This is a genomic window from Stenotrophomonas maltophilia group sp. RNC7, from assembly GCF_030910085.1.
GTDB classification, from domain to species: Bacteria; Pseudomonadota; Gammaproteobacteria; order Xanthomonadales; family Xanthomonadaceae; genus Stenotrophomonas; species Stenotrophomonas sepilia.
Genome location: NZ_JAVFVN010000667.1, coordinates 23,187 through 43,797 on the forward strand (window position 1 = coordinate 23,187; position 20,611 = coordinate 43,797).

Here is a 20,611-nt window from a genome sequence, read left to right on the forward strand (position 1 = left end):
GCCTCCTCTCTCTCCCCCTCCCGGGAGGCGGCCGACGAAACCAAAATAATTAAAGGTGTGTCCCGATGAACAAGAATTCGCTGCTCGCCCTGGGTCTTCTGGCTGCCCTGCCGTTCGCTGCATCGGCAACCGACGGCCTGTCGTACAACTACGTTGAAGGCGGCTACGTGAACACCGATGCCAAGGGCGGCGACGCCGATGGCTGGAAGGTGAAGGGTTCGGTGGCGGTGCACCCGAACTTCCACATCTTCGGCGACTACAGCGCGCAGGAGACCGACACGTTCAAGAATGACGTCGACCAGTGGCGCATCGGTGCCGGCTACAACTACGGCATCGCACCGAACACCGACCTGGTGGCCCGTGTCGCGTACCAGAAGTTCGACATGAAGCACGGCCTGGACTTCAACGGCTACTCGACCGAAGTCGGCGTGCGTACCGCGTTCAACCCGTACGTGGAAGGCTACGTGATGGCCGGCTACGAGGACTACGCCAAGAAGCACGGTATCAACCCGGACGGCGAGTTCTACGGCCGCGTCGGCGCCACCGCCAAGTTCAACCAGAACTGGGGCCTGAGTGGCGAAGTGAAGCTGGCCAAGGCCGGCGACCGCGAGTGGTTCGTGGGCCCGCGCTTCACCTGGTAACAAACGCCTGTCGTTAGAGCGTGTTGTGCTGGCGTGTGACTCTCTCTCTCTCCCACACGCCAACCGAAGCCCGGCCTCGCGCCGGGCTTCTTCTTTTGTGTGCGTCCGGAGAGTGCAGGGCCGCAGCAGTTCCATGTAGCGCGGGAATGCACGGTGCTGCTCGCAGGACGGAACGAGAACCGCTCCGTCCCGGGCCAGGCGGTTCCGCTATGATCCCGGCACGTCGCCATTGACGATGCACCCGCCTCAAGCCAGCAGGAACTGCCGTGAATTCCCAGCCCGCACCGATCACCGCCCTCAACCATACGCTCGACAACGAGCCGCAGCAGATCACCGCGCCGCTCACCCATTCGGCGGCGTTCCTGGTGCTGAAGGTGAAGGACGACGAGGCGTCGATCGCCAAGGCGCGGGAGGTGCTGGCGAGCACCGATGATCTGATCAAGAACACCGCCATCCGCGAGATCGAGCGCACTTTCACCTGCAACGTGGCCATCGGCCATCGCGTGTGGCAGCCGCTGGTGGGCTCCACGCCGCCACGCGAGCTGAAGCCGTTCCGCGAGATCAAGGGCGCGACCCACACCGCTGTGGCCACGCCCGGTGACCTGCTGTACCACATCCGCGCACGTACCATGGACCTGATCGTGGCGTTCGAGCGCAACCTGCTGATGGCCTTCGGTGATGCGGTGGAAGCGGTCGATGACGTGGCCGGCTTCCGCTACTTCGATGGCCGCGATCTGCTCGACTTCGTCGACGGCACCGCCAACCCGGAAGGACTGTCGCTGCCGGAAGCCACCATTGTTGGCGATGAAGACCCGGAGCATGCCGGCGGCAGCTACGTGGTGGTGCAGAAGTACCTGCACAACCTCGATGCCTGGCGCGCGCAGAAGACCGAGGCGCAGGAGGCGATCATCGGCCGCACCAAGCACGACAACATCGAGCTGGATGATGCGCCGGCCGATGCGCAGAAATCGCACAAGACGCTGTGCACCATCGAAGACGCCGACGGCGAGCACGAAATCCTGCGCGACAACATGCCGTTCGCCAACCCGGGTCGCGGCGAGTACGGCACCTACTTCATCGGCTACACGCGCCGCCTGTGGGTGATCGAGAAGATGCTCGAGCGCATGTTCATCGGCAATCCTGCGCCGCTGCACGACCGCATCCTCGACTTCTCCACCGCCACCACCGGCGTGACCTTCTTCGCGCCCTCGCGCAAGGTGCTGGCCGACCTGGGCGAGTGATCGCGCCGGGCCATCACGGCCCGCCATCTGCCTGTCATCTATGGCGCCGACCATGGCGCGCTGGAGGGGAGCGCAGGAGGCAGGCGATGGTCATGTCAGCAAACAGGACCGGCATCCGCCGCTGGTGGCGGCCACTGGCCGCGTTGTTCGCCGCGCTGGCGCTGGGCAGTTCGGCGGCGTCCGCACACGAAGCCCCTGCGCACTGGATGGCCTACGCCGCCGCCGTGGGTGGCCAGCTGCAGCAGCGCCTGCAGCAGGAACAGGACCCGCAGGCGCAGCGCGTGGTGGAGTGGTTGCGTGCACACCCGGATACACCCACGCCGCTGCCTGTGAGCCTGTGGATTGCGGCGGACGGCCGCATCTCGAAGCTGGAGTTCGACAGCCTGGGTGACGCCCAGGTCGATGCCGACCTGCGCGCGACGTTGCAGGCAGCGCCGTTGCAGGCCGCACCGCCGGCCGACATGCGCCAACCGCTGCGATTGGGTCTGGTGCTTGACCGGTAGATCCACGCCATGCGTGGATGGGCCTACCGGTGACCCTTCAGCCACGCATGGCGTGGCTCTACTGTGGATGGCCAGCGCACAGCCCGGCCATCCGCATCAACGAACCGGCGCCACCTGCGGTTCGCGCGCGGCCGCGCTCCATGCGCGCAGGCCGAACACGGCCAGGCCGAGGAAGAACACGTACAGCGCGGCAGTTACGTGCAGCGACTTGAACAGGTACGCACCCACATAGACCACGTCCACGGCGATCCATACCCACCAGCAGGCGACGTGGCGGCGCGCCTGCCACCACTGGCCGACCAGGCTCAGTGCGGTCAGCATCGCGTCCAGCCACGGCAGCGCGGCATCGGTGAAGGTGTGCATGGCCGCACCCAGTGCCACGCCACCGCACAGGCCGAAGGCCAGGTCGCGCAGCAGCTTGCCTCGCGCCAGTGGCACGATGCGGATGCTGCCCTCATCGGCGGCGTGCTGGCGCCAGTTGAGCCAGCCGTAGACCAGGAAGCCACCGAAGGCGACCTGCAGCAGGGTGTCCGAGTACAGCTTGGCCTCGGCGAACACCAGGCCATACAGCGTGACCGACAGCAGGCCCACCGGCCATGCAGACAACCGGCGCCGGGCCATCAGCCAGACGCCGAGCACGCTGCACAGCGCGGCGGTCCACTCGAGCACGACGCCGTTCACAGCGCGAACGTCACCGACAGGCGCGCCTGTCGCGGTGCGCCGGGGAACAGGTAGTAGTCACCGCCGCTGCTGCCGGTGTCACGCCAGTAGAAGCGGTTGAACACGTTGTCCACCGACAGGTTCCAGGTCACGGCACGCTCGTGCAGCCGGTGCTGGAAACGCAGGCCGGCATCGAACACCGAGTAGTCCGGCGCGCGCACGGCGCCGTCGGCGCGTGCCACGTTGGCACCGGCATAGCGCCACCCGCCAGTGACATCCAGGCCCTGCACGAACGGCAGTGCATAGGCCACGTGCACGCTGGCACGCACCTTCGGCACGTTCACCAGCTGATGGCCCTCATAGGCCGGCGTGCCGGTGTCGCGCGCGCGCGCCTGCAGCACGCTGGCGCTGGCCACGATCTGCAATGCATCCGTCAGCTGGCCGTTGGCGGTCAGCTCCAGGCCGGTGTGGGTCTGCGTGCCTTCCTCGACGAAGGTGTAACCCACGTCGCTGTTGTCCGGCTTGGCGTACTGGTACGGCTGCGAGATGCGGAACACGGCTGCGCCCAGCGTCAGCGCCTCGACCGGCACGTACTTCACGCCCACTTCCAGCTGGCGCGACTGCACCGACGGCAGGAAAGTGTCGGCATTGCTGGTCCAGAACGGCGCTTCCTGGCCCAGCGAAATGCCGCGCACGTAACTGGCGTAGGCGTTGAGCTGGTCGGTGGCTTTCCACACCACCGCAGTCTGTGGCAGGAAGCGCGACAGGCGGCTGTGCCGCTGCGGGATGCCGCGCTTGTCGTAGGCGCGCTCGTCCAGGCGCACGAAGCGGCCACCGGCCAGCCACTGCCAGTCGTCACCAAAGCTCATCCGGTCCAGCGCGAAGAACGCGGTCTGGCGACTGTCCAGGCGACGTGCGGACGGGCCCGGCATCTTCGGCGACGGCGCGAACACCGGCACCGGTGCGTCGTGGATGTTGCTGGTGCCGACGTACTCGTTGACGCTCGGGCGCCTGTCCACGGTGCGGCGGAAGTAGTCGGCACCGAGGGTCAGCTGGTGGCCGATGCTGCCGGTCTCGAAGCGGCCACGCAGTTCGGCACGGGCCTGCTGGTTCTGGCGGGTGTCGTCCGGGCTGCGGTAGTCGTAGATGTCATAGTCGCCATTGGGCGCGAAGTAGTTGCCCGGCACGCTGCCATCGGCGCACTGCACGGCGTAGTAGCAGCCGTAGGCGAAGGCGACGTTGTCATCGATCACCGACCGGCTGTGGCCGACCGACACACGCGACTGCCAGGCCTCGTTGAAGTCGTAGGTGTGCAGTGCGGTGATGTTGGTGCTGGCGATATCCACCGGGCGCTGCCACGGCTGGTAGCCGAGCAGGTGCTCGCGGTCGACGCCACGCGGCAGTTCGCGCGCACCCAGCAGCTGATAGCCCGATACCGAGCGCTGCGAACTGGTCTGGTAGTTGGCATCCACTTCCAGCTTGCCGCGCTCGCCGATCAGCCAGTCGGCGGCCAGCGAGTAGAAGTTGCGGCGGCCATCGGCATGCTCGACGTAGGATTTGCTGGAATCCCATGCGGCATTCAGGCGCAGGCCGAAGCGCGGGGTGATCCAGTGGCCGACATCGACGGCGACGTAGCGCGAGCCTTCCGAATCGGTGCCGAGCGTGGCGGTGCGCACTTCGGCCGGGCGCTTGCCGATGTAGTTGATGATGCCGCCCGGCGCCATCACCCCTGCCGCCAGGCCGGCTTCACCCTTGAGGATCTCCACCGACTGCACGTTCTCCAGCGCCAGGCGCTGTTCGCCGGCGATGGACAGGCCGTTGAAGCGGTAGCCGGTGGCGGCGTCCAGGGAGAAGCCGCGGATGGCGATGTTCTGGTAGTAGCCCACCGGCGCATACGCGTCGCCCAGCGAGGCATCGTTGTTGGCCAGCTCGGACAGCGTGCGCACCTGGCGGCGCTCGAGGTAGTCGCGCTCGAGCACGTTCACCGAGGCCGGCGTGTCTTTCCACGAACCGCCACCGAAGTCGTTCACGCGCGAGGTATCGGCCTTCGGTTTGCCGGCCTGCACGCGCACCGCTGCCAGTTCGGTCGGCGAATGCTCGGCGCCGGTGGCAGCCGCATCGGGGGACGCCTCGGCCTCGCTGGCGTGCAGCGGCAGCGCGGCGCAGAGGGCGAGGGAGAGCAGGGTGGGGCGCAGGCAGCGGTTCATTCGATTCGTCTTCGGACAACAAGGGAGACGAAGCGACGGCGCGCAGGTGCACCGGCCCATGACGGGGGTGTGGCTGCGGCTCAAAGCTCCCTACGCCGGTGCAAACCGGATCAGGTTCCAAGGGACTCTCTCAGCCTGGCAGATCCAGGCACCCCCGCTTCAGGTGACCATTTCACTACAAATGGTACGGATTTGCGAGCCGGCGCCCTTCAGGCTGCCGCGTGCAGGGCCTGCAGCAATGCCTGTCCCGGCGCGCTGTGGAACCACGCCGGGTGCCCCAGCATGAAGGGCTGCCACGCCACGTCGGCATTCGCGGTCGAGCCGGTGACACCTTCGAAGTACTCCACTTCGGACAGTGCGAAGTCGAAATGGACCATCGGCAGCAGGTCGGCCAGCAGGTGCACGCGTGCTGCCGACAGCGGCAGTACCTGGCGGTAGCCGTCGAGCAACGCCAGCGCGATATCGATGCGCACCGCCTCCATGCCGCGCTCCAACTCCAGCCACGCCACGGCGTTGCGCTCGATGGCGGTGGCCAGGTCGAACAGTGCACTGGTGGGCGAGGCCAGGCCGAAATCCAGCACGGTGCTGACCTGCCCGTCGCGCCACAGCAGGTTGGAGACATGCCAGTCGTTGTGCGCCCACAGCCGTGGTTCGTCGCGCAGGCGCTCGGCCAGTCCCGTGTGCCACGGCAGCACGTCACGCCGCAACTGCGCTTCCCACGGAATGCGCGCGAGATAGCGGGCCAGGCCGGGGCGCGCGTGCAGCCCTGCCTTGATTGCCGCCACCGGATCGTCGGCGCGGATCAGATCATCGCGCGCGACCAGCAGATGGGTGCTGCGCTGGGGCGCGCGGTAGCCGTCGGCAGCACGGTGCAGCTGGGCCAGCATGCGTCCGGCTTCACGGGCCTGCGCGACGTCGGTCAGCAGCGACCACGACACCGCGTCGCGGTACAGGTCGTCGCCTACGCCGACGTCGTGCAGTTCAAACGTCCATTCGCCGCGTTCGACTGCGGTGTGACCATCGGTCGCTGCAAGCACCTGCACCACCGGCACGCCAGCAGTGGCGAGATGGGCGATGAAGCGGTGCTCTTCCTCCAGGCAGGCCGCGTTGCGCACGCTGTGGTGATGGCGCTTGATGAACACCGCGCCGCGCGTGCCATCGACGATGGCGGCAGCCGACAGCGGTCGCGGGCTGTGCCAGCGCGGTTGGCTGCCGCTGTGCAGCTGCGGATAGCACTGCCGCAACCACGCGATGTCCGCCGCGCTGATCGGTGGCCAGTCGGCAGCGACCTCGTCGTTGTTGAGGCCCTGCACGCGGTGGGAGGAAGACGTCATGCCGCAGCCCGAGAGGGGAAAGTCACATCCAAGGCTGCGCATTCAACGCCATGCGCGCGGCCAACGCAAACGGGCGGGTCATCGACCCGCCCGTCTCTGCCATCGGCAGGGTAACGCCGCCGTGCCGCTTACCAGCCGCGATGGCGACCGCGGTCGTGGTAGTAGCGGTTGTCGTAGTAACGCTCGCGCTGCCAGCGGCGGTCGTCGCCACGGTTGTAGTAGCCGCTGCGGTAGTAGCCGCGATCGTAACGGCGGTCGTAGCGATTGTCGTAATAACGACGGTCGCGGCGGTCGGAGGTGGTCAGATTGCCGATCGCGCCGCCGGCCACGGCACCACCGACGGTGGCGGCAGGATCACCGTTGGAGAGCAGGTTGCCGGCCACGCCACCGACCACGGCGCCGACCAGGGTGCGCTTGTCCTTCCTCGACATCGCGCTGGCATCGCTGACCACGGCGACACCGGCCACCAGTGCCAGAGCCATCGCCAGACCACGGAAGCTGAGTGTGGAAGTACTGAGCATGTTCGTTCTCCTGTGAGGTGCATGCCACGCTGGGCAGGGAGGGCGCGGGGCGCCCCGGCTGCCGTGATGTCCACGCTGGCGTTCCAACATTGCCGGAACATTGCCTGGTGCACCGAGCGGCTTGCGCATTCATCTAGCGGCAGGCGGCATGAAGCAAGGCTGAAAGCGGCTGCGGCCGCTCAGCTGGCGGAAAGGAAAAGGGCCGCGGAGGTGGCCCCTCCCTTCTCTGCCAAGGCGTTGGCATGTCCGACGCCCATCGCCTTCTGGGCCTGCCGCGCCTGCTCCTGCGGGGTCTCCTGCTGCGGCCGCAGCACGTCAGGCGCGCTCTGCACCGCACCGCGGCGAAGCGCCAGGCTCTGCCCGCTGGCGGCCCGCGTCTCCACGGTGACGCGGCTGGCGGCCGGACATGCGCCGGTCGATTCCTTCGACCTCGCATTGTTGCTGGGGCGATTATGTGAATCGCGTCTCAGATCTTGCCGTCACGCAGATAGTCGAACAATTCGGCATCGCCCTTCAGCCCCAGCTTGAGCATCGCATCGCCCTTCTGCCGGCTGATGGTGCTGACGCTCTTGTGCAGCAGCAGCGAAATCTCCTTTACCGTCATGCCGGTGCCGAGCAAGCGCAGCACCTCCACCTCGCGCGGGGACAGCGGCTTGCCGTCGCCCTCGCGCATGCGCCAGCTGCCGGCCGCTTCCACCCGCTCGCGCAGGCTGCGGCTGATGTAGGGCTGGCCGCGGTAGACCGACTGGATGGCCTGTGGCAGTTCGTCCATCGACGAACTCTTGTCGACCAGGCCGAGCACGCCGCTGTCGAGCACCATGCGCAGGATCGCCAGGTTGCTGGAGACGCTGAGCATCAGCACCGGCAGGTCGGGATGGCGGCGGCGGATCATGCCGATCATGGCGAAGCCGTCGGCCTGCGGGCTGCCCGGCATGGAGTAGTCGGTGACCAGCAGGTCACAGGGCTGGCTGGCGAGCAGGGTCATCAGCGCCTGCGCGCTGTCGGCCTCGCCGACCACGCGGCCGACGCCGCTCGACTCGATGACGGCGCGGGTACCGATACGGACCACGGGGTGATCGTCTGCGATGATGATGCGCAAGCTCATGCTCTAGTATGGCCATCGGGCACGCCGGACCGCGACCATCGCGGTCCCTGGCAGGATTCTAGGAGATCGACGCAGATGCGTAGGTGGGCTGTTCGCGGGCTGCTCCTGCTGCTGGCGGTGCTGGCGCTGCCCGTGGCCCAGGCACAGCCGGCCCCTGGCCTGCTGCCGCTCAGCCCGTTGCAGCGCGAATACCTGGTGGCGCATCCGACCATCGTTGTCGGGCAGTATGACAGCGGCTGGCCGCCCTTCGAGTCCCTCCGTGATGGCGAGCAGGTCGGGCTGGGACCGGACTACCTGTCGCATCTTGCTCGCCAGCTCGGTGTGAAGGTCGAGGCGCGCCGCTATCCGGACTGGACATCCGTGCTGGATGCGGCATGTCGTGGCGAGATCGACGTGGTGATGAATGTCGGACTCAGTGCCGACCGCACCCGCTGCATGGTCTATACCGCCGCCTACAGTGAGGCGCCGCTCGCACTGGTGGGCCGGCCCGATGACCTGCGTGCCTCCGACATGCCGGACCTGGATGGGCTGAGGGTGGTGATCGAACAGGACTTCCTGACCGGTCCGCAGGTGCGCGCCCGATTCCCGCGTGCCCGCCAGCTTGTCGCAAATGACACGTTGAGCGCATTGCAGATGGTCAGAGACGACAAAGCGGACGTCTACATCGGCAATGCCTTCGTCGCCACCGAGCTGATTGCCAGCCGGCGCCTGCAGGGCGTGGCGCTGTTGCGGCCGAGCGACCTGCCCCCTGAACGGTTGCACTTCGGCATTCCCAACAGCAAGCAACCCCTGGCCGAAGCCCTGGACCTGGCGCTGGCCGCGACCAGCCAGGCCCAGCGCGATGCCCTCGCACAACGCTGGTTGTCACCGCCGCACTGGTCGGCATCGGCGCAGCTGGCGCTGAGCCAGGCCGAGAAGCGTGTGCTGGAGCAGCCGCTGATGATCGGTTTCGCGCCGAATGCCGCGCCCCTGTCGTTCACCGGCGAGGATGGCCGGCCCAGTGGCCTGGCCAGCGAGTACCTGCAGCGCCTGATGCAGGCCGGCGCCAACCTGAAGGTCGAGAACAGCCACGACTGGTACGAGGTGCGTGAGAAGGCCCGCCGCGGTGAACTGCAGGCGGTGATGGGCATACCCGTTGATTCGCGCTACCTGGGCCCGGACTGGGTGTTCAGCCAGCCCTTCATCAGCGTGCCGAACGTGATTGTGGTCAGGAGCGATGGCGAGTCGCTGCTGGGCCTGGCCGACCTGCAGGGCAAGCGCGTGCTGCTGTCCGACCCGGAGCGCGTGCGTGGCTATGTGCAGCAACAGGCGCCGCAGGCCCGGATCATTGCTGCGCGGAGTGCCGAGCAGGCGCTGCAGCGCCTGCTTGAGGGTGAAGCCGATGCCTATGTCGGCAACCTTGCCGTGGTCGATCACCTGCTGCGCAGCCGTTTCCCGGGGCGGATGCAGGTCGCGGCTCCGGCCGGTTTCAACGACCAGCTGGCGCTGGCAGTGGATCGCCGCCATGCGGCCCTGGCCACGACCTTCGATCGCCTGCTGCTGCAGATGACCCCACGCAAGCGCGAGGCGCTGCGCAGCGCCTGGCTGGCGGTGGAGTACCGCAATGGGGTCGACTGGAGCAATCTGCTGCGGTGGGGCGTGCCCGTGCTGATGGTGCTGCTGACCGCACTGCTGGTGCATGGCGTGGGCCATTGGCGGCTGCGCCGTGAGGTGGCAGGACGCCGCCAGCTGGAGCAGCGCCTGGCCGAGGTGACCGACAACCTGCCGGCGGTGGTCTACCAGGCCCGTCGCGATGCCGATGGCACGCTGAGCTTCCCGTTCATCGCCGGCGACCTGCCTGCGTTGTTCGGCATCACCCGGCAGCAGGCCGAACAGGATGCGAGGGTGTTGCTGGAACGCGTCGAGCAGGAGGACCGCGCGCGCATCCTGCATTCCATCGAGCAGGCCGCGCACCAGTTCGCGCCGTTGATCCTGGAGTTCCGCCTGCGCAGCGACGGGGAAGGCGTGCGCTGGGTGCGCAGCCAGGCCCATCCCTACGCCGCCGAAGAAGGCGCGGTGATCTGGAGCGGGTACTGGGTGGATGTAAGCGAAGCCCGGATGCAGGCCGATGCACTGGCGGCGGCGAAGGCGGACGCCGAGCAGGCCGCTGAGGCCAAATCGCGTTTCCTGGCCACGATGAGCCACGAGATCCGTACGCCGATGAGCGGCGTGCTGGGCATGCTGGAGGTGCTGGCGCACTCACCGCTGGACAGCGAGCAGCAGCGCATCCTCGGCGTGATCGAGGATTCGGCGCAGATGCTGCGGCAGATCCTCGACGACATCCTCGATTACTCGCGGCTGGAAGCGGGTGCACTGCGCCTGGAGCCGGTGCCGCAACCGCTGCGGCCCCTGCTGGAAAGCGTGTGCCGGTTGATGTCGGCGCAGGCCAGTGCACGCGGGCTGGAACTGCACGTGCAGATCGACCCTCAGCTGGCGGCAGCGCACGAAGTGGATGGCGTGCGCCTGCGCCAGATCGTGTTCAACCTGCTCAGCAATGCCATCAAGTTCACTGCACGCGGCGAAGTGCGGCTGCAGCTGGAGGTACTGGGCCCGACCGCCGAAGACGGCAGCCAGCCGCTGTGCCTGAGCGTCACCGACACCGGCACCGGGATCGCACCGGAACAGCTGCAGCACCTGTTTGCGCCGTTCACCCAGGCCGGTGCCTACATCCAGCGCGACCATGGTGGTACCGGCCTCGGCCTGAGCATCTGCCAGCGTCTGGTGCAGATGATGGGCGGCGAGCTGGAGTTGCACAGCACGCTGGGCGAGGGCACCCGCGCCGAGGTGCGGCTGGCGCTGGTGGAGGCAGGCAGGGGTGACGTTGAAGCGCTGGTTGCGGAGCAGGAGCAGGCGGCGCTGCTGCCGCCGGCGCTGCGCGAGGCACGCGTGCTGGTGATCGAGGATCACCCGACCAACCAGGCGATGATGGCGTGGCGGCTGCAGCAGCTGGGCGTACCCCATGTGCTGCTGGGCGATGGCCAGCAGGCACTGGACCGCTTGTCATCGGAGGCCTTCGATCTGGTCATTACCGACTGCCGCATGCCGGTACTCGACGGCTTCGGTTTCACCCGCCTGCTGCGCGAGCGCGAGGGCCGTACCGGCCAGCCGCGGCTGACGGTGCTGGCGCTGACCGCCAGCGTGCTGGACGACGATGCGCGCCGCTGCCGCGAGGCCGGCATGGACGAGGTGCTGGCCAAGCCGCTGTCGCTGGCCACGCTGCGCACCGCGCTGCTGCGCTGGCTGCCGCAGGCACAGGGCCAGTCGTTCGATGCGCCCGTGCAGGAGACTGTCGCCGACGACGCTGAAGTGCTGCCTGATCTGGCCACCCTGCAGCAGCGCTATGGCTCGCGCGCCGTGGCCGAGCAGCTGCGCGACAGCCTGCTGCAGGCCAGTGAAAGTGATCTGGCGGCGGTGCAGCGCGCCGTGCGGGCCGGTGACCGCGAGACTGCGGCGCTCCACCTGCATCGCCAGGCGGGCGGTCTGGGGGCGATCGGGGCAAGCGCACTGGCCGGGGAGGCCAACGCGCTGGTCGAGCGCCTGCAGGATGCGACCGAGGCCGATCCGGCACCGGTGTTGGCCGCTGTAACGGCGTTCGTGGAGCGCCTGCAGCACCAGCTGCAGCGACTGGGTCACTGAGCCGACTGCTGTTGCAGGTAGGCGATCACCAGTGCGCGGCGTTCGGCGCTGGGAAAGGCGTTGTACATGCGCGTGCCGGGCACCACGTGGGTGGGCGACTGCAGGAACGCGTCCAGGGTCTGCGCGCTCCAGGTGATGTCGGCGCGGCGCATGCCGTCGGAATAGCCGTAATCGGGCAGGCTGCCGGCGCGACGGCCGATCACGCCGTGCAGGTTGGGGCCGAAGCGGTGGATGCCGCCAGGCTGTACGGTGTGGCAGCCGGCGCACAGTTCGAACGCGCGCTGCATGGCCTGCTGCCGGGCCTGTTCAGGCGTGGCCGGCGCCGCAGGCGTGCGCTGGCAGGCCGTGGCAAGCAGGGCCACGGCAACGGTGGTGAGCAGGCGGGAGGCACGCATGGGCGGGCAGGATAGCGGTGCGGTGGAGCGGCCGGGCTGCGACACGTGGTCGCAGCCCGGGGCGATCACATGCCCGAGTAGTTCGGGCCGCCGCCGCCCTGCGGGGTCACCCAGACGATGTTCTGGGTCGGGTCCTTGATGTCGCAGGTCTTGCAGTGCACGCAGTTCTGCGCGTTGATCTGCAGGCGCGCGTTGTCGGCGTCGCCGACGAACTCGTACACGCCGGCCGGGCAGTAACGGGCTTCGGGACCGGCGTACTCGGCCAGATTCACCTTCACCGGAATGCTCGGATCCTTCAGTGTCAGGTGGCTGGGCTGGTTCTCGTCGTGGTTGGTGCTGCTCAGGAACACCGAGCTGAGACGATCGAAGGTCAGCACGCCATCGGGCTTGGGGTAGGCGATGCGGGTGTGCTGGGACGCCGGCTCCAGGCAGGCGTGGTCAGGCTGGGTGCGGTGCAGGGTCCACGGCGGGTTGCGCACGCCCAGCTTCGGCAGCAGCCACTGCTCCACGCCGGTCATCAGCGTGGCAACGGTCTGACCCTTCTTGAACCACTGCTTGAAGTTCTTGGCCTGCTGCAGTTCGGTGAACAGCCAGCTGGCTTCAAACGCCTTCGGGTAGGCGCTCAGTTCATCGTGCTGGCGATCGGCGGCCAGCGCGTCGAACGCGGCGTCGGCGCACAGCATGCCGGTCTTGATCGCGGCATGGCTGCCCTTGATGCGGCTGGCGTTGAGGTAGCCGGCTTCGCAGCCGACCAGCGCGCCCCCGGGAAACACCGTCTTCGGCAGCGACAGCAGGCCGCCGGCGGTGATCGCACGGGCGCCGTAACCGATGCGGGTGCCGCCCTCCAGGTGCTTGCGGATGGAGGGATGGGTCTTGAAACGCTGGAACTCCTCGAACGGGCTCAGCCACGGATTTTTGTAGTCCAGGCCGACCACGTAGCCGATGGCGACCTTGCCGCCGTCGGCGTGGTACAGGAACGCACCGCCGTAGGTGTCGCTGTCCAGCGGCCAGCCGGCGGCATGCACCACCAGGCCCGGCTCGTGCCGGGCCGGGTCGATCTGCCACAGCTCCTTGATGCCGATGCCGTAGGCCTGCGGGTCCTTGCCATCGTCCAGTTTGTAGCGGGCGATCAGCTGGCGGCCGAGGTGGCCGCGCGCACCTTCGGCGAAGATCGTGTACTTGGCGTGCAGCGCCATCCCACGCTCGAAGGCCGGACCGATGCTGCCGTCCTTCTCGATGCCCATGTCGCCGGTGGCCACGCCGATGACCTCGCCGTTGTCGCCGTACAGCACCTCGGCGGCGGCGAAGCCGGGGAAGATCGCAACCTCCAGCGCCTCGGCCTGCTGCGCCAGCCAGCGGGTCACTTCGCCCAGGCTGATGATGTAGTTGCCTTCGTTGTGGAAGCACTCCGGCAGCAGCGCATTGGGGGTGCTGCGCGCGCCGGTCTCGCTGAGGAACAGGAATTCGTCGCGGGTGACCTTCTGCTTCAGCGGTGCGCCGCGCTCGGCCCAGTCCGGGAACAGTTCGGTCAGCGCGCGCGGATCCATCACCGCGCCGGACAGCACGTGCGCGCCCGGTTCGGAGCCCTTCTCCAGCACGCACACCGACAGCTCGCGGCCGGCTTCGATCGCGCGCTGGCGCAGGCGGATCGCGGTGGCCAGGCCGGCGGGGCCGGCACCGACGATCACCACGTCGAACTCCATTACTTCACGCGGGGGCAGGGCGTTGGCTTCAGCGCTCATCGATTGCATGACTCGTGGGTAGGGCCGGCATCGGGGCCACCGGCGGTGCCTGGGAATCGCGCGTGCGGCCACGGGCGAAACGGTTGTTTGAATGTGTCAGGGTACCGGGCCGCGCGTGATCGAGCTAGATCGGCCATGTTCACGTCATGATTGCTGCATTGCAGCGTAGCGGTGCATCTCTGGTGGGTGCCGACCTTGGTCGGCACGCGCTGCCCGGATGACCGACAATGGCCGGGTCCTGACTGCGTGTGAGTGCCATGGCTTTGCATCCGTACGATCTGTTCGATGTCCGTTCCCTGCTCAACGAGGAAGAGCGCGCGGTGCAGGAGAGCGTCGCCCGCTTCACCAACGAGCGCGTGCTGCCGATCATCGGCGATGCTTTCGATCAGGCCCGCTTCCCCGACGAACTGGTGCCGGAGATCGCCTCGTTGGGCCTGCTGGGCGCGACCCTGCCGACCGAGTACGGCGGCGGTGGCCTCGGCGCGGTCAGCTATGGCCTGATCTGCCAGGAGCTGGAGCGCGGCGATTCGGGCCTGCGCAGCTTCGTTTCGGTGCAGAGCTCGCTGTGCATGTATCCCATCTACGCGTACGGCAGCGAGGAACAGCGCCAGCAGTGGCTGCCGGCGATGGCACGCGGCGAACTGATCGGCTGCTTCGGCCTGACCGAGGCGCACGGTGGTTCCGACCCGGCCAGCATGAAGACCCGCGCGGTGCGCGACGGCAGCGACTGGCGCATCAGCGGCAGCAAGATGTGGATCACCAGCGGCCCGGTGGCCGACCTCGCGATCGTCTGGGCACAGACCGAGGACGGCATCCAGGGCTTCGTGCTGGAAAAGGGCATGGCCGGCTTCACGACGCAGGAGATCAAGCACAAGATGAGCCTGCGCGCCTCGTTGACCGGCGCGCTGTTCTTCGATGACGTGCGCGTGCCCGACAGCCATCGCCTGCCGAACGTGAAGGGCCTGAAGGGGCCGCTGGGCTGCCTGACCCAGGCCCGTTACGGCATCAGCTGGGGGCCGATCGGTGCGGCGATTGCCTGCCTGGATGAAGCGCTGGGCTATGCCAAGGAGCGCGTGCTGTTTGGTCGTCCGCTGGCGGCCACGCAGAGCGCGCAGATCAAGCTGGCCGAGATGGCCCGCCGCATCACCACCGCGCAGCTGCTGGCGCTGCAGCTGGGCCGCCTGAAGGAAGCCGGCCAGCTGCAGCCGCAGCAGGTCAGCCTGGCCAAGTGGAACAACTGCCGCATGGCGATTGACATCGCCCGCGAGTGTCGCGATCTGCTCGGTGGGGCTGGGATCACCACCGAGCACGTGGCGATCCGCCACGCCCTGAACCTGGAATCGGTGATCACCTACGAGGGCACCGAGACCGTGCACCAGCTGGTGATCGGCCGCGAACTGACCGGCATCAACGCGTTCTGAGTGCATCGGTAGTGCCGGCCGCTTGCCGGCATCGCCGGGTAGGGTGGGCGGCAAGGGACGCCTATCCGGAGATGCAAGCTGAATGAAGAACAATTCCGCTGTAAGGCTGCTGTGTCTCCCGCTGCTCTTCCAAGCCTCCGTGCTGCAGATGGCGTGGGCAGGCAACAGGGATGATGGGGCATGGGCAGGCAGCTATTCGCAGGCGAGCGATCTGTGTACCGAACCGGGCAGCGGACGCAGTTGCCGTGATGGGTTCAGGGACAGCCTGTCGATTGTCGAAGAATCACTGGGCTATAGGGTTGAGCTGCACAGTACCCAGGCGATGCAGCACGTCTGCTCCTTCGTGCTGCATATGAAGCCCGAAGGCGGAAAACTGATTCATCAGTCCGAACTAGGCACAGTGGCTATCGAGAAACATGCAGGTGCGCTGAGAGTCTCATCCGGCGGGATCGACCCGACGGTGACGGGCTTGGGCATGTGCGGTGCGCATGCCGATATTGATGGTCTGGAGTTTTCTTCTGTCGGCAATCGCACGCGCCCCGGGCAACGCAAGGGCGCCCACTCCTGATTGATCCAGGCGGAACGCATCCACGCATGGCGTGGATCTACCGCGCGGCTGTCGGGTCCGCCTTGAAGCGGGCCGAGGAGCGCAGGGTACCGGTGCGCAGCACCGGCTCGCCGATGGCGGCGCGTTTCTTTGGTTACTTTCTTTGCGCGAGCAAAGAAAGTAACACACGTGAGCTACGCGCCGCCGGCAAACCCATGCTGCCGCCACGCCTCGTACATCACCACCGCAACGGTGTTGGAAAGATTGAGGCTGCGGTTGTCCGGCCGCATCGGCAGGCGCAGGCGGCGGCCATCCGGCAGTGCATCGAGCACGTCCTGCGGCAGGCCACGGCTTTCCGGGCCGAACAGGAACGCATCGCCCTCTTCAAAGGCCACGCTGTCGTAGCGCACGCTGGCGCGGGTACTGAGTGCGAACAACCGATTCGGTGCGATCCGCGCCAGCGCGGTGTCCAGGTCGGGGTGCACCTGCAGGCGCGAGTACTCGTGGTAGTCCAGCCCGGCGCGCTTGAGCTGCTTGTCTTCCAGTGCGAAGCCGAGTGGCTCGACCAGGTGCAGCTGCGCGCCGGTGTTGGCGCAGAGCCGGATCACATTGCCCGTGTTGGGCGGGATTTCCGGTTGGAACAGGATCACGTGGAACTGGGGCGCGGCATTCATCGGCGCAGTGTACCTGCGACGACCGCCGCCTTTACGGCGCACGCCCTGCGCGGGGCAGGGCGGCACCGGTTACGGGCGCAGCAGGACCTGGGCGGTTTCGGTGGCCAGGGCCTGCAGGTCGGCAGCGCTCGGGCGTACCTGCAGGGCCGGCAGGTTGACGATGACCGAGTGGGCAACGTTGGTGGCGGCGGCGGCCAGGGTGGCGGCGTAGCGCTGGGCTTCCAGTTCGGCGGCCAGGGCGACGCGCTGTTCCAGGCTCGGGCGCACTTCCACCGAGGCCAGGGTGGTGATCGGCATCGCGGCGGCGACCGGGGCGGCGACGTAGCCGTTGCGCTCAGCCAGCTGGTCGGCGCTGGGGCGCACTTCCACGGTGGCCAGGGTCGGGATGCCGCTGGCCTGTTCCCAGGCCTGCTGGGCCAGCTGGTCGGCGGCAGGGCGAACCTGCACGGTGGACAGCGTCTTGATGGATTCGGAGGCCTGCACCGACGAAACAACCGCGGTGCCGGCGATCAGGGCGATGGCGATGGCAATGGTCTTGGCGTTCATGACGGGGCCTGTTTAGTGTTGGTGAGCAGTGGTGTGGTAGTAAGGTAGTACACCAATTCTGGGCATGCAAGAGAAATTTTCGATTTCCTGCATTTGTTCAGTCTTCAGTCAGCTTTTGTCTGAAGCCCTTCCTGGCGCAGGAAGTACCAAGCAATCCGCGTGCCAACTTTTAGTTGTTGATTTGCAAGGCTTTTATGTGGTCCCGAAAGTGTCCGGTGGGCGGACACCTGTCCATTCGATAAGCCGCGGACACTGTCCGGACCGCCTTCAGCCGGCGTCTGTGACGTTTCAAGAGCGCCCGTGGGCGTCGGGCAGGATGGCCATCTGGGCAAACACCCCCAGTGACTGGCGACCGATTCCGGCCGCCGCGCGCGCAGGCTAGGATCGGGGTTCACCTTCGTGACCAAGGATCCGGATATGTCTCTCGCCCTTCGCCCGCGCGCTGCACTGCTGGCCGTCGCCCTCAGCACCGCCCTGGGCACGCTCGCGCCCACCCATGCGCTCGCCGCCAAGCCGGCGGCACCGGCCAAGGTCGATATCCCGTACGAGCAGTTCACCCTGCCCAACGGCCTGCGCGTGATCGTGCATACTGATCGCAAGGCGCCGATCGTTGCGGTCAACGTCTGGTACCACGTGGGCAGCAAGGACGAGCCGGCTGGCCGTACCGGCTTTGCGCACCTGTTCGAACACCTGATGTTCCAGGGCAGCGAAAACCACGACGGCGAATTCTTCGAACCGTTCAAGCAGGTGGGTGCCACCAACCAGAACGGCACCACCAACACCGATCGCACCAACTATTTCGAAAACGTGCCGACCACCGCGCTGGACATGGCGCTGTGGATGGAATCGGACCGCATGGGCCATCTGGTCGGTGCGATCGACCAGGCCGCGCTGGACGAGCAGCGTGGCGTGGTGCAGAACGAGAAGCGCCAAGGCGAGAACCAGCCCTACGGCCAGGCCTGGGACCAGCTCAACAAGGCGCTGTACCCGGTGGGCCACCCGTACCACCACGGCGTGATCGGGTCGATGAACGATCTGAACGCGGCGTCGCTGGATGACGTGAAGACCTGGTTCCGTACCTGGTACGGCCCGAACAACGCGGTGCTGGTGCTGGCCGGCGACATCGACCTGGCCACCGCCAAGGAAAAGGTCGCCAGGTACTTCGGCAGCATCCCGGCCGGCCCGACCATGGCGCAGCCGGCGGTGAACGTGGCCAAGCGTAGTGCCGACACGCGCGAGACGATGACCGACAAGGTGCCGCAGGCGCGCATCTACCGCGCCTGGAACGTGCCGCAGGTCGGCACCACCGAGGTCGATCAGCTGCAGTTGTTCGCGCAGGTGCTGGGCGGTGCGAAGTCTTCGCGCCTGAGCCAGCGCCTGCAGCACCAGGACAAGCTGGTGGACAGCATCGCGTCGGGCCTGTCGACCTCGCAGTTGGGCTCGAACTTCGTGATCATGGCGACGGTCAAGCAGGGCCAGGACCCGGCCAAGGTCGAGAAGATCATCGACGAGGAACTGGACCGGCTGATCAAGCAGGGCCCGACCGCGGCCGAGCTGGAGCGCGCCAAGACCAGTGCCCGCGCCGGTTTCATCCGCGGCATCGAGCGCATTGGTGGCTTCGGCGGCAAGGCCGACGCACTGGCCGAGTGCGCGGTGTTCACCGGCGACCCGGGCTGCTTCCGCACCTCGCTGGCCAACATCGAGAAGGCCAGTGCTGCTGATCTGAGCCGGCTCGGCGCGCAGTGGCTGGACAAGGGCAGCCACACCCTGGTGATCGCACCGGGTGAGCGCGTGGCGCTGAAGGAAGACCCGAGCCAGGCGCCGAAGCCGTTCACCGTGCCGGCGGTGGACCCGAAGTACAGCACCCTGCCCGAGCAGGTCGACCGCAAGGCCGGCGTGCCGCAGACCCGCGAGTTCCCGCAGCTGAAGTTCCCGGCGCTGCAGCGCGCCACGCTGAAGAACGGCACCCAGGTGATCCTGGCCGAGCGCCACGAGATTCCGGTGGTGCAGTTCAGCTACCAGTTCCCGGGCGGCTTCAGTGCCGACCAGGGCCGCAAGCCGGGCACCGCCAACTTCACCATGAGCCTGATGACCGAAGGCGCCGGCAAGCTGGGCTCGCTGGCCTTCGCCGACGCCGCGGATGCGCTGGGCGCCAGCCTGGATGCCTCGGCCGGCCTGGACTCGATGAGCGTGGACCTGTCGGCGCTGAAGGAGAACCTGGTGCCGTCGCTGGCGCTGTACCGCGACCTGCTGCGCGAGCCGCGCTTCGAGCAGGGCGAGATCGACCGGGTCAAGGCGAGCTGGATCGCTGGCATCCAGCAGGAGAAGGTCAACCCGGGTGCGGTGGCAATGCGCGTGCTGCCCCCGCTGCTGTACGGCAAGGGCCACCCGTATGCCATTCCGTTTACCGGTAGCGGTGACGAGGCGGCGATCAACGGCCTGACCCGCGAGGACCTGGTCGACTTCCACCACGACTGGCTGCGCCCGCAGAACGGCACCTTGATCGTGGTCGGCGACACCACCCTGGCCGAGATCGTGCCGCTGCTGGACAAGCAGCTGGGCGACTGGAAGGCCAGTGGCGAGGCCCCGCAGGTGAAGGCGGCCACCGACGTTGCGCTGCCGAAGGGCCCGCGCGTGTTCCTGATCGACCAGCCGGGCGCGGTACAGGCCAACCTGTTTGCCGGCCAGGTGGTGGCACCTTCCAGCGCCACCAGTTCGACCCGCTTCGACATCGCCAACGGCGTGATCGGCGGCGACTTCACCTCGCGCCTGAACATGAACCTGCGCGAGGACAAGCACTGGTCGTACGGTGCGCGCAGCAGCGCGGTCAATTCGGTGGGCCAGCGCCCGTGGATGGCCAGCGCGCCGGTGCAGATCGACAAGACCGGCCCGGCGCTGGCGGAAATGCGCAAGGAAATCGCCGCGTTCGCCGATGGCAGCAAGCCGGCCACCGCTGCCGAGGTCAACCGCATCCGCAACATCCAGACCCTGAGCCTGCCCGGTGCCTACGAGACCGCCAGTGCGGTGGCGTCGACCATCGGTTCGATCGTGCAGTTCAAGCGCCCGGACGATTACGTGCTGCGGCGCAAGGCCGAGATCGAAGCGATGACCCCGGCGCAGGTGCAGCTGGCCGCCGCCGAGATCAAGCCGCAGGCCCTGACCTGGGTGGTGGTGGGTGACCTCAAGCAGACCGAAGCGGCCGTTCGCGCGCTGAACCTGGGCGAGGTGACGGTGATCGACGCCGAAGGCAACCCGGTCAAGAAATAAGGGATGTGCCTGCCCGCCACGGCGGGCAGGTCTCCCGTGGTAGCGGCGGGGGCCGCCCCGCCGCGGTGAGCCGGCCCCCCAAACCCCGCGGGGGGCCCGCCGGGCGCGGCCCCGCCCCGCGCCCCCCCCCCG

General features: G+C 67.6%; 16 protein-coding genes and 1 riboswitch. Of the genes, 7 read left to right on the forward strand and 9 right to left on the reverse strand.

Features of this window, described 5'->3' with window-relative positions:
• Nucleotides 1–65 precede the first annotated feature (65 nt).
• From RCF13_RS13770 to RCF13_RS13780, 3 genes are all read left to right on the forward strand, one after another.
• The gene (locus RCF13_RS13770; protein WP_049416584.1) at nucleotides 66–641 is read left to right on the forward strand and encodes an Ax21 family protein; all 576 of its coding nucleotides are present in this window, start codon (nucleotides 66–68) and stop codon (nucleotides 639–641) included.
• Nucleotides 642–907: 266 nt separating this feature from the next.
• A complete protein-coding gene (locus RCF13_RS13775; protein ID WP_088496696.1) occupies nucleotides 908–1,882 on the forward strand; it encodes a Dyp-type peroxidase in 975 nt (324 codons plus the stop codon).
• An 86-nt stretch (nucleotides 1,883–1,968) separates the two neighbouring features.
• Nucleotides 1,969–2,385 (forward strand): hypothetical protein, encoded by a 417-nt coding sequence (locus tag RCF13_RS13780; protein ID WP_061479358.1) that lies wholly within the window; start codon nucleotides 1,969–1,971, stop codon nucleotides 2,383–2,385.
• Between the two features lie 96 nt (nucleotides 2,386–2,481).
• Here RCF13_RS13780 and pnuC read toward each other — a convergent pair whose 3' ends face one another.
• From pnuC to RCF13_RS13805, 5 genes are all read right to left on the reverse strand, one after another.
• Nucleotides 2,482–3,054 carry a nicotinamide riboside transporter PnuC gene (gene pnuC, locus RCF13_RS13785; protein WP_072167431.1) on the reverse strand — a complete coding sequence of 191 codons (573 nt, stop codon included), beginning with the start codon at nucleotides 3,052–3,054 and terminating at the stop codon, nucleotides 2,482–2,484.
• 8 nt (nucleotides 3,055–3,062) lie between these two features.
• Nucleotides 3,063–5,252: a TonB-dependent siderophore receptor gene (locus RCF13_RS13790; protein ID WP_134968522.1), complete on the reverse strand. Its 2,190-nt coding sequence runs from the start codon at nucleotides 5,250–5,252 to the stop codon at nucleotides 3,063–3,065.
• A 70-nt stretch (nucleotides 5,253–5,322) separates the two neighbouring features.
• Nucleotides 5,323–5,418: riboswitch (TPP riboswitch) on the reverse strand.
• Nucleotides 5,419–5,461: 43 nt separating this feature from the next.
• On the reverse strand, nucleotides 5,462–6,586 hold the full coding sequence (locus RCF13_RS13795) for a phosphotransferase (protein ID WP_134968521.1): 1,125 nt from the start codon (nucleotides 6,584–6,586) through the stop codon (nucleotides 5,462–5,464).
• Nucleotides 6,587–6,714: 128 nt separating this feature from the next.
• Nucleotides 6,715–7,107, reverse strand: a complete 393-nt coding sequence (locus tag RCF13_RS13800; protein ID WP_053497758.1) for a glycine zipper 2TM domain-containing protein — start codon at nucleotides 7,105–7,107, stop codon at nucleotides 6,715–6,717.
• 466 nt (nucleotides 7,108–7,573) lie between these two features.
• The gene (locus RCF13_RS13805; RefSeq protein WP_005420808.1) at nucleotides 7,574–8,212 is read right to left on the reverse strand and encodes a response regulator transcription factor; all 639 of its coding nucleotides are present in this window, start codon (nucleotides 8,210–8,212) and stop codon (nucleotides 7,574–7,576) included.
• Between the two features lie 75 nt (nucleotides 8,213–8,287).
• On the opposite strand from RCF13_RS13805, the gene RCF13_RS13810 reads away from it, so the two are divergent.
• Nucleotides 8,288–11,887 (forward strand): transporter substrate-binding domain-containing protein, encoded by a 3,600-nt coding sequence (locus RCF13_RS13810; protein ID WP_231352447.1) that lies wholly within the window; start codon nucleotides 8,288–8,290, stop codon nucleotides 11,885–11,887.
• Here the strand turns inward: RCF13_RS13810 and RCF13_RS13815 are convergent.
• Nucleotides 11,881–12,282 carry a c-type cytochrome gene (locus RCF13_RS13815; protein ID WP_231352449.1) on the reverse strand — a complete coding sequence of 134 codons (402 nt, stop codon included), beginning with the start codon at nucleotides 12,280–12,282 and terminating at the stop codon, nucleotides 11,881–11,883. The two genes, RCF13_RS13810 and RCF13_RS13815, sit on opposite strands and share 7 nt — an antisense overlap.
• A gap of 65 nt (nucleotides 12,283–12,347) precedes the next feature.
• Nucleotides 12,348–14,024 carry an electron transfer flavoprotein-ubiquinone oxidoreductase gene (locus RCF13_RS13820; protein WP_134969142.1) on the reverse strand — a complete coding sequence of 559 codons (1,677 nt, stop codon included), beginning with the start codon at nucleotides 14,022–14,024 and terminating at the stop codon, nucleotides 12,348–12,350.
• A 257-nt stretch (nucleotides 14,025–14,281) separates the two neighbouring features.
• Between RCF13_RS13820 and RCF13_RS13825 the strand changes: the two genes are divergently transcribed.
• A complete protein-coding gene (locus RCF13_RS13825; protein ID WP_024956299.1) occupies nucleotides 14,282–15,445 on the forward strand; it encodes an acyl-CoA dehydrogenase family protein in 1,164 nt (387 codons plus the stop codon).
• A gap of 82 nt (nucleotides 15,446–15,527) precedes the next feature.
• Nucleotides 15,528–16,013, forward strand: coding sequence for a hypothetical protein (locus RCF13_RS13830; RefSeq protein WP_134969143.1), 486 nt, complete (start codon nucleotides 15,528–15,530; stop codon nucleotides 16,011–16,013).
• A 173-nt stretch (nucleotides 16,014–16,186) separates the two neighbouring features.
• Here the strand turns inward: RCF13_RS13830 and RCF13_RS13835 are convergent, their stop codons facing one another.
• Together RCF13_RS13835 and RCF13_RS13840 are read right to left on the reverse strand one after the other, a co-directional pair.
• Nucleotides 16,187–16,666 carry a tRNA (cytidine(34)-2'-O)-methyltransferase gene (locus tag RCF13_RS13835; RefSeq protein ID WP_061479351.1) on the reverse strand — a complete coding sequence of 160 codons (480 nt, stop codon included), beginning with the start codon at nucleotides 16,664–16,666 and terminating at the stop codon, nucleotides 16,187–16,189.
• 69 nt (nucleotides 16,667–16,735) lie between these two features.
• Complete coding sequence (locus tag RCF13_RS13840) at nucleotides 16,736–17,212, reverse strand: hypothetical protein (RefSeq protein WP_126928900.1); 477 nt, start codon at nucleotides 17,210–17,212, stop codon at nucleotides 16,736–16,738.
• Between the two features lie 417 nt (nucleotides 17,213–17,629).
• Here RCF13_RS13840 and RCF13_RS13845 point away from each other — a divergent pair, with 417 nt between their 5' ends.
• Complete coding sequence (locus tag RCF13_RS13845; RefSeq protein ID WP_134969144.1) at nucleotides 17,630–20,479, forward strand: pitrilysin family protein; 2,850 nt, start codon at nucleotides 17,630–17,632, stop codon at nucleotides 20,477–20,479.
• Nucleotides 20,480–20,611 lie beyond the last annotated feature (132 nt).

What these genes read in the sequence shown, in the direction of transcription:
- RCF13_RS13795 (WP_134968521.1), bottom strand. Translation starts at nt 6,586, where the DNA reads ATGACGTCTTCCTCCCACCGCGTGCAGGGCCTCAACAACGACGAGGTC.
- RCF13_RS13815 (WP_231352449.1), bottom strand. Translation starts at nt 12,282, where the DNA reads ATGCGTGCCTCCCGCCTGCTCACCACCGTTGCCGTGGCCCTGCTTGCC.
- RCF13_RS13790 (WP_134968522.1), bottom strand. Translation starts at nt 5,252, where the DNA reads ATGAACCGCTGCCTGCGCCCCACCCTGCTCTCCCTCGCCCTCTGCGCC.
- RCF13_RS13835 (WP_061479351.1), bottom strand. Translation starts at nt 16,666, where the DNA reads ATGAATGCCGCGCCCCAGTTCCACGTGATCCTGTTCCAACCGGAAATC.
- RCF13_RS13780 (WP_061479358.1), top strand. Translation starts at nt 1,969, where the DNA reads ATGGTCATGTCAGCAAACAGGACCGGCATCCGCCGCTGGTGGCGGCCA.
- RCF13_RS13770 (WP_049416584.1), top strand. Translation starts at nt 66, where the DNA reads ATGAACAAGAATTCGCTGCTCGCCCTGGGTCTTCTGGCTGCCCTGCCG.
- RCF13_RS13845 (WP_134969144.1), top strand. Translation starts at nt 17,630, where the DNA reads ATGTCTCTCGCCCTTCGCCCGCGCGCTGCACTGCTGGCCGTCGCCCTC.
- RCF13_RS13810 (WP_231352447.1), top strand. Translation starts at nt 8,288, where the DNA reads ATGCGTAGGTGGGCTGTTCGCGGGCTGCTCCTGCTGCTGGCGGTGCTG.
- RCF13_RS13805 (WP_005420808.1), bottom strand. Translation starts at nt 8,212, where the DNA reads ATGAGCTTGCGCATCATCATCGCAGACGATCACCCCGTGGTCCGTATC.
- RCF13_RS13825 (WP_024956299.1), top strand. Translation starts at nt 14,282, where the DNA reads ATGGCTTTGCATCCGTACGATCTGTTCGATGTCCGTTCCCTGCTCAAC.
- RCF13_RS13800 (WP_053497758.1), bottom strand. Translation starts at nt 7,107, where the DNA reads ATGCTCAGTACTTCCACACTCAGCTTCCGTGGTCTGGCGATGGCTCTG.
- RCF13_RS13830 (WP_134969143.1), top strand. Translation starts at nt 15,528, where the DNA reads ATGAAGAACAATTCCGCTGTAAGGCTGCTGTGTCTCCCGCTGCTCTTC.
- RCF13_RS13840 (WP_126928900.1), bottom strand. Translation starts at nt 17,212, where the DNA reads ATGAACGCCAAGACCATTGCCATCGCCATCGCCCTGATCGCCGGCACC.
- RCF13_RS13820 (WP_134969142.1), bottom strand. Translation starts at nt 14,024, where the DNA reads ATGAGCGCTGAAGCCAACGCCCTGCCCCCGCGTGAAGTAATGGAGTTC.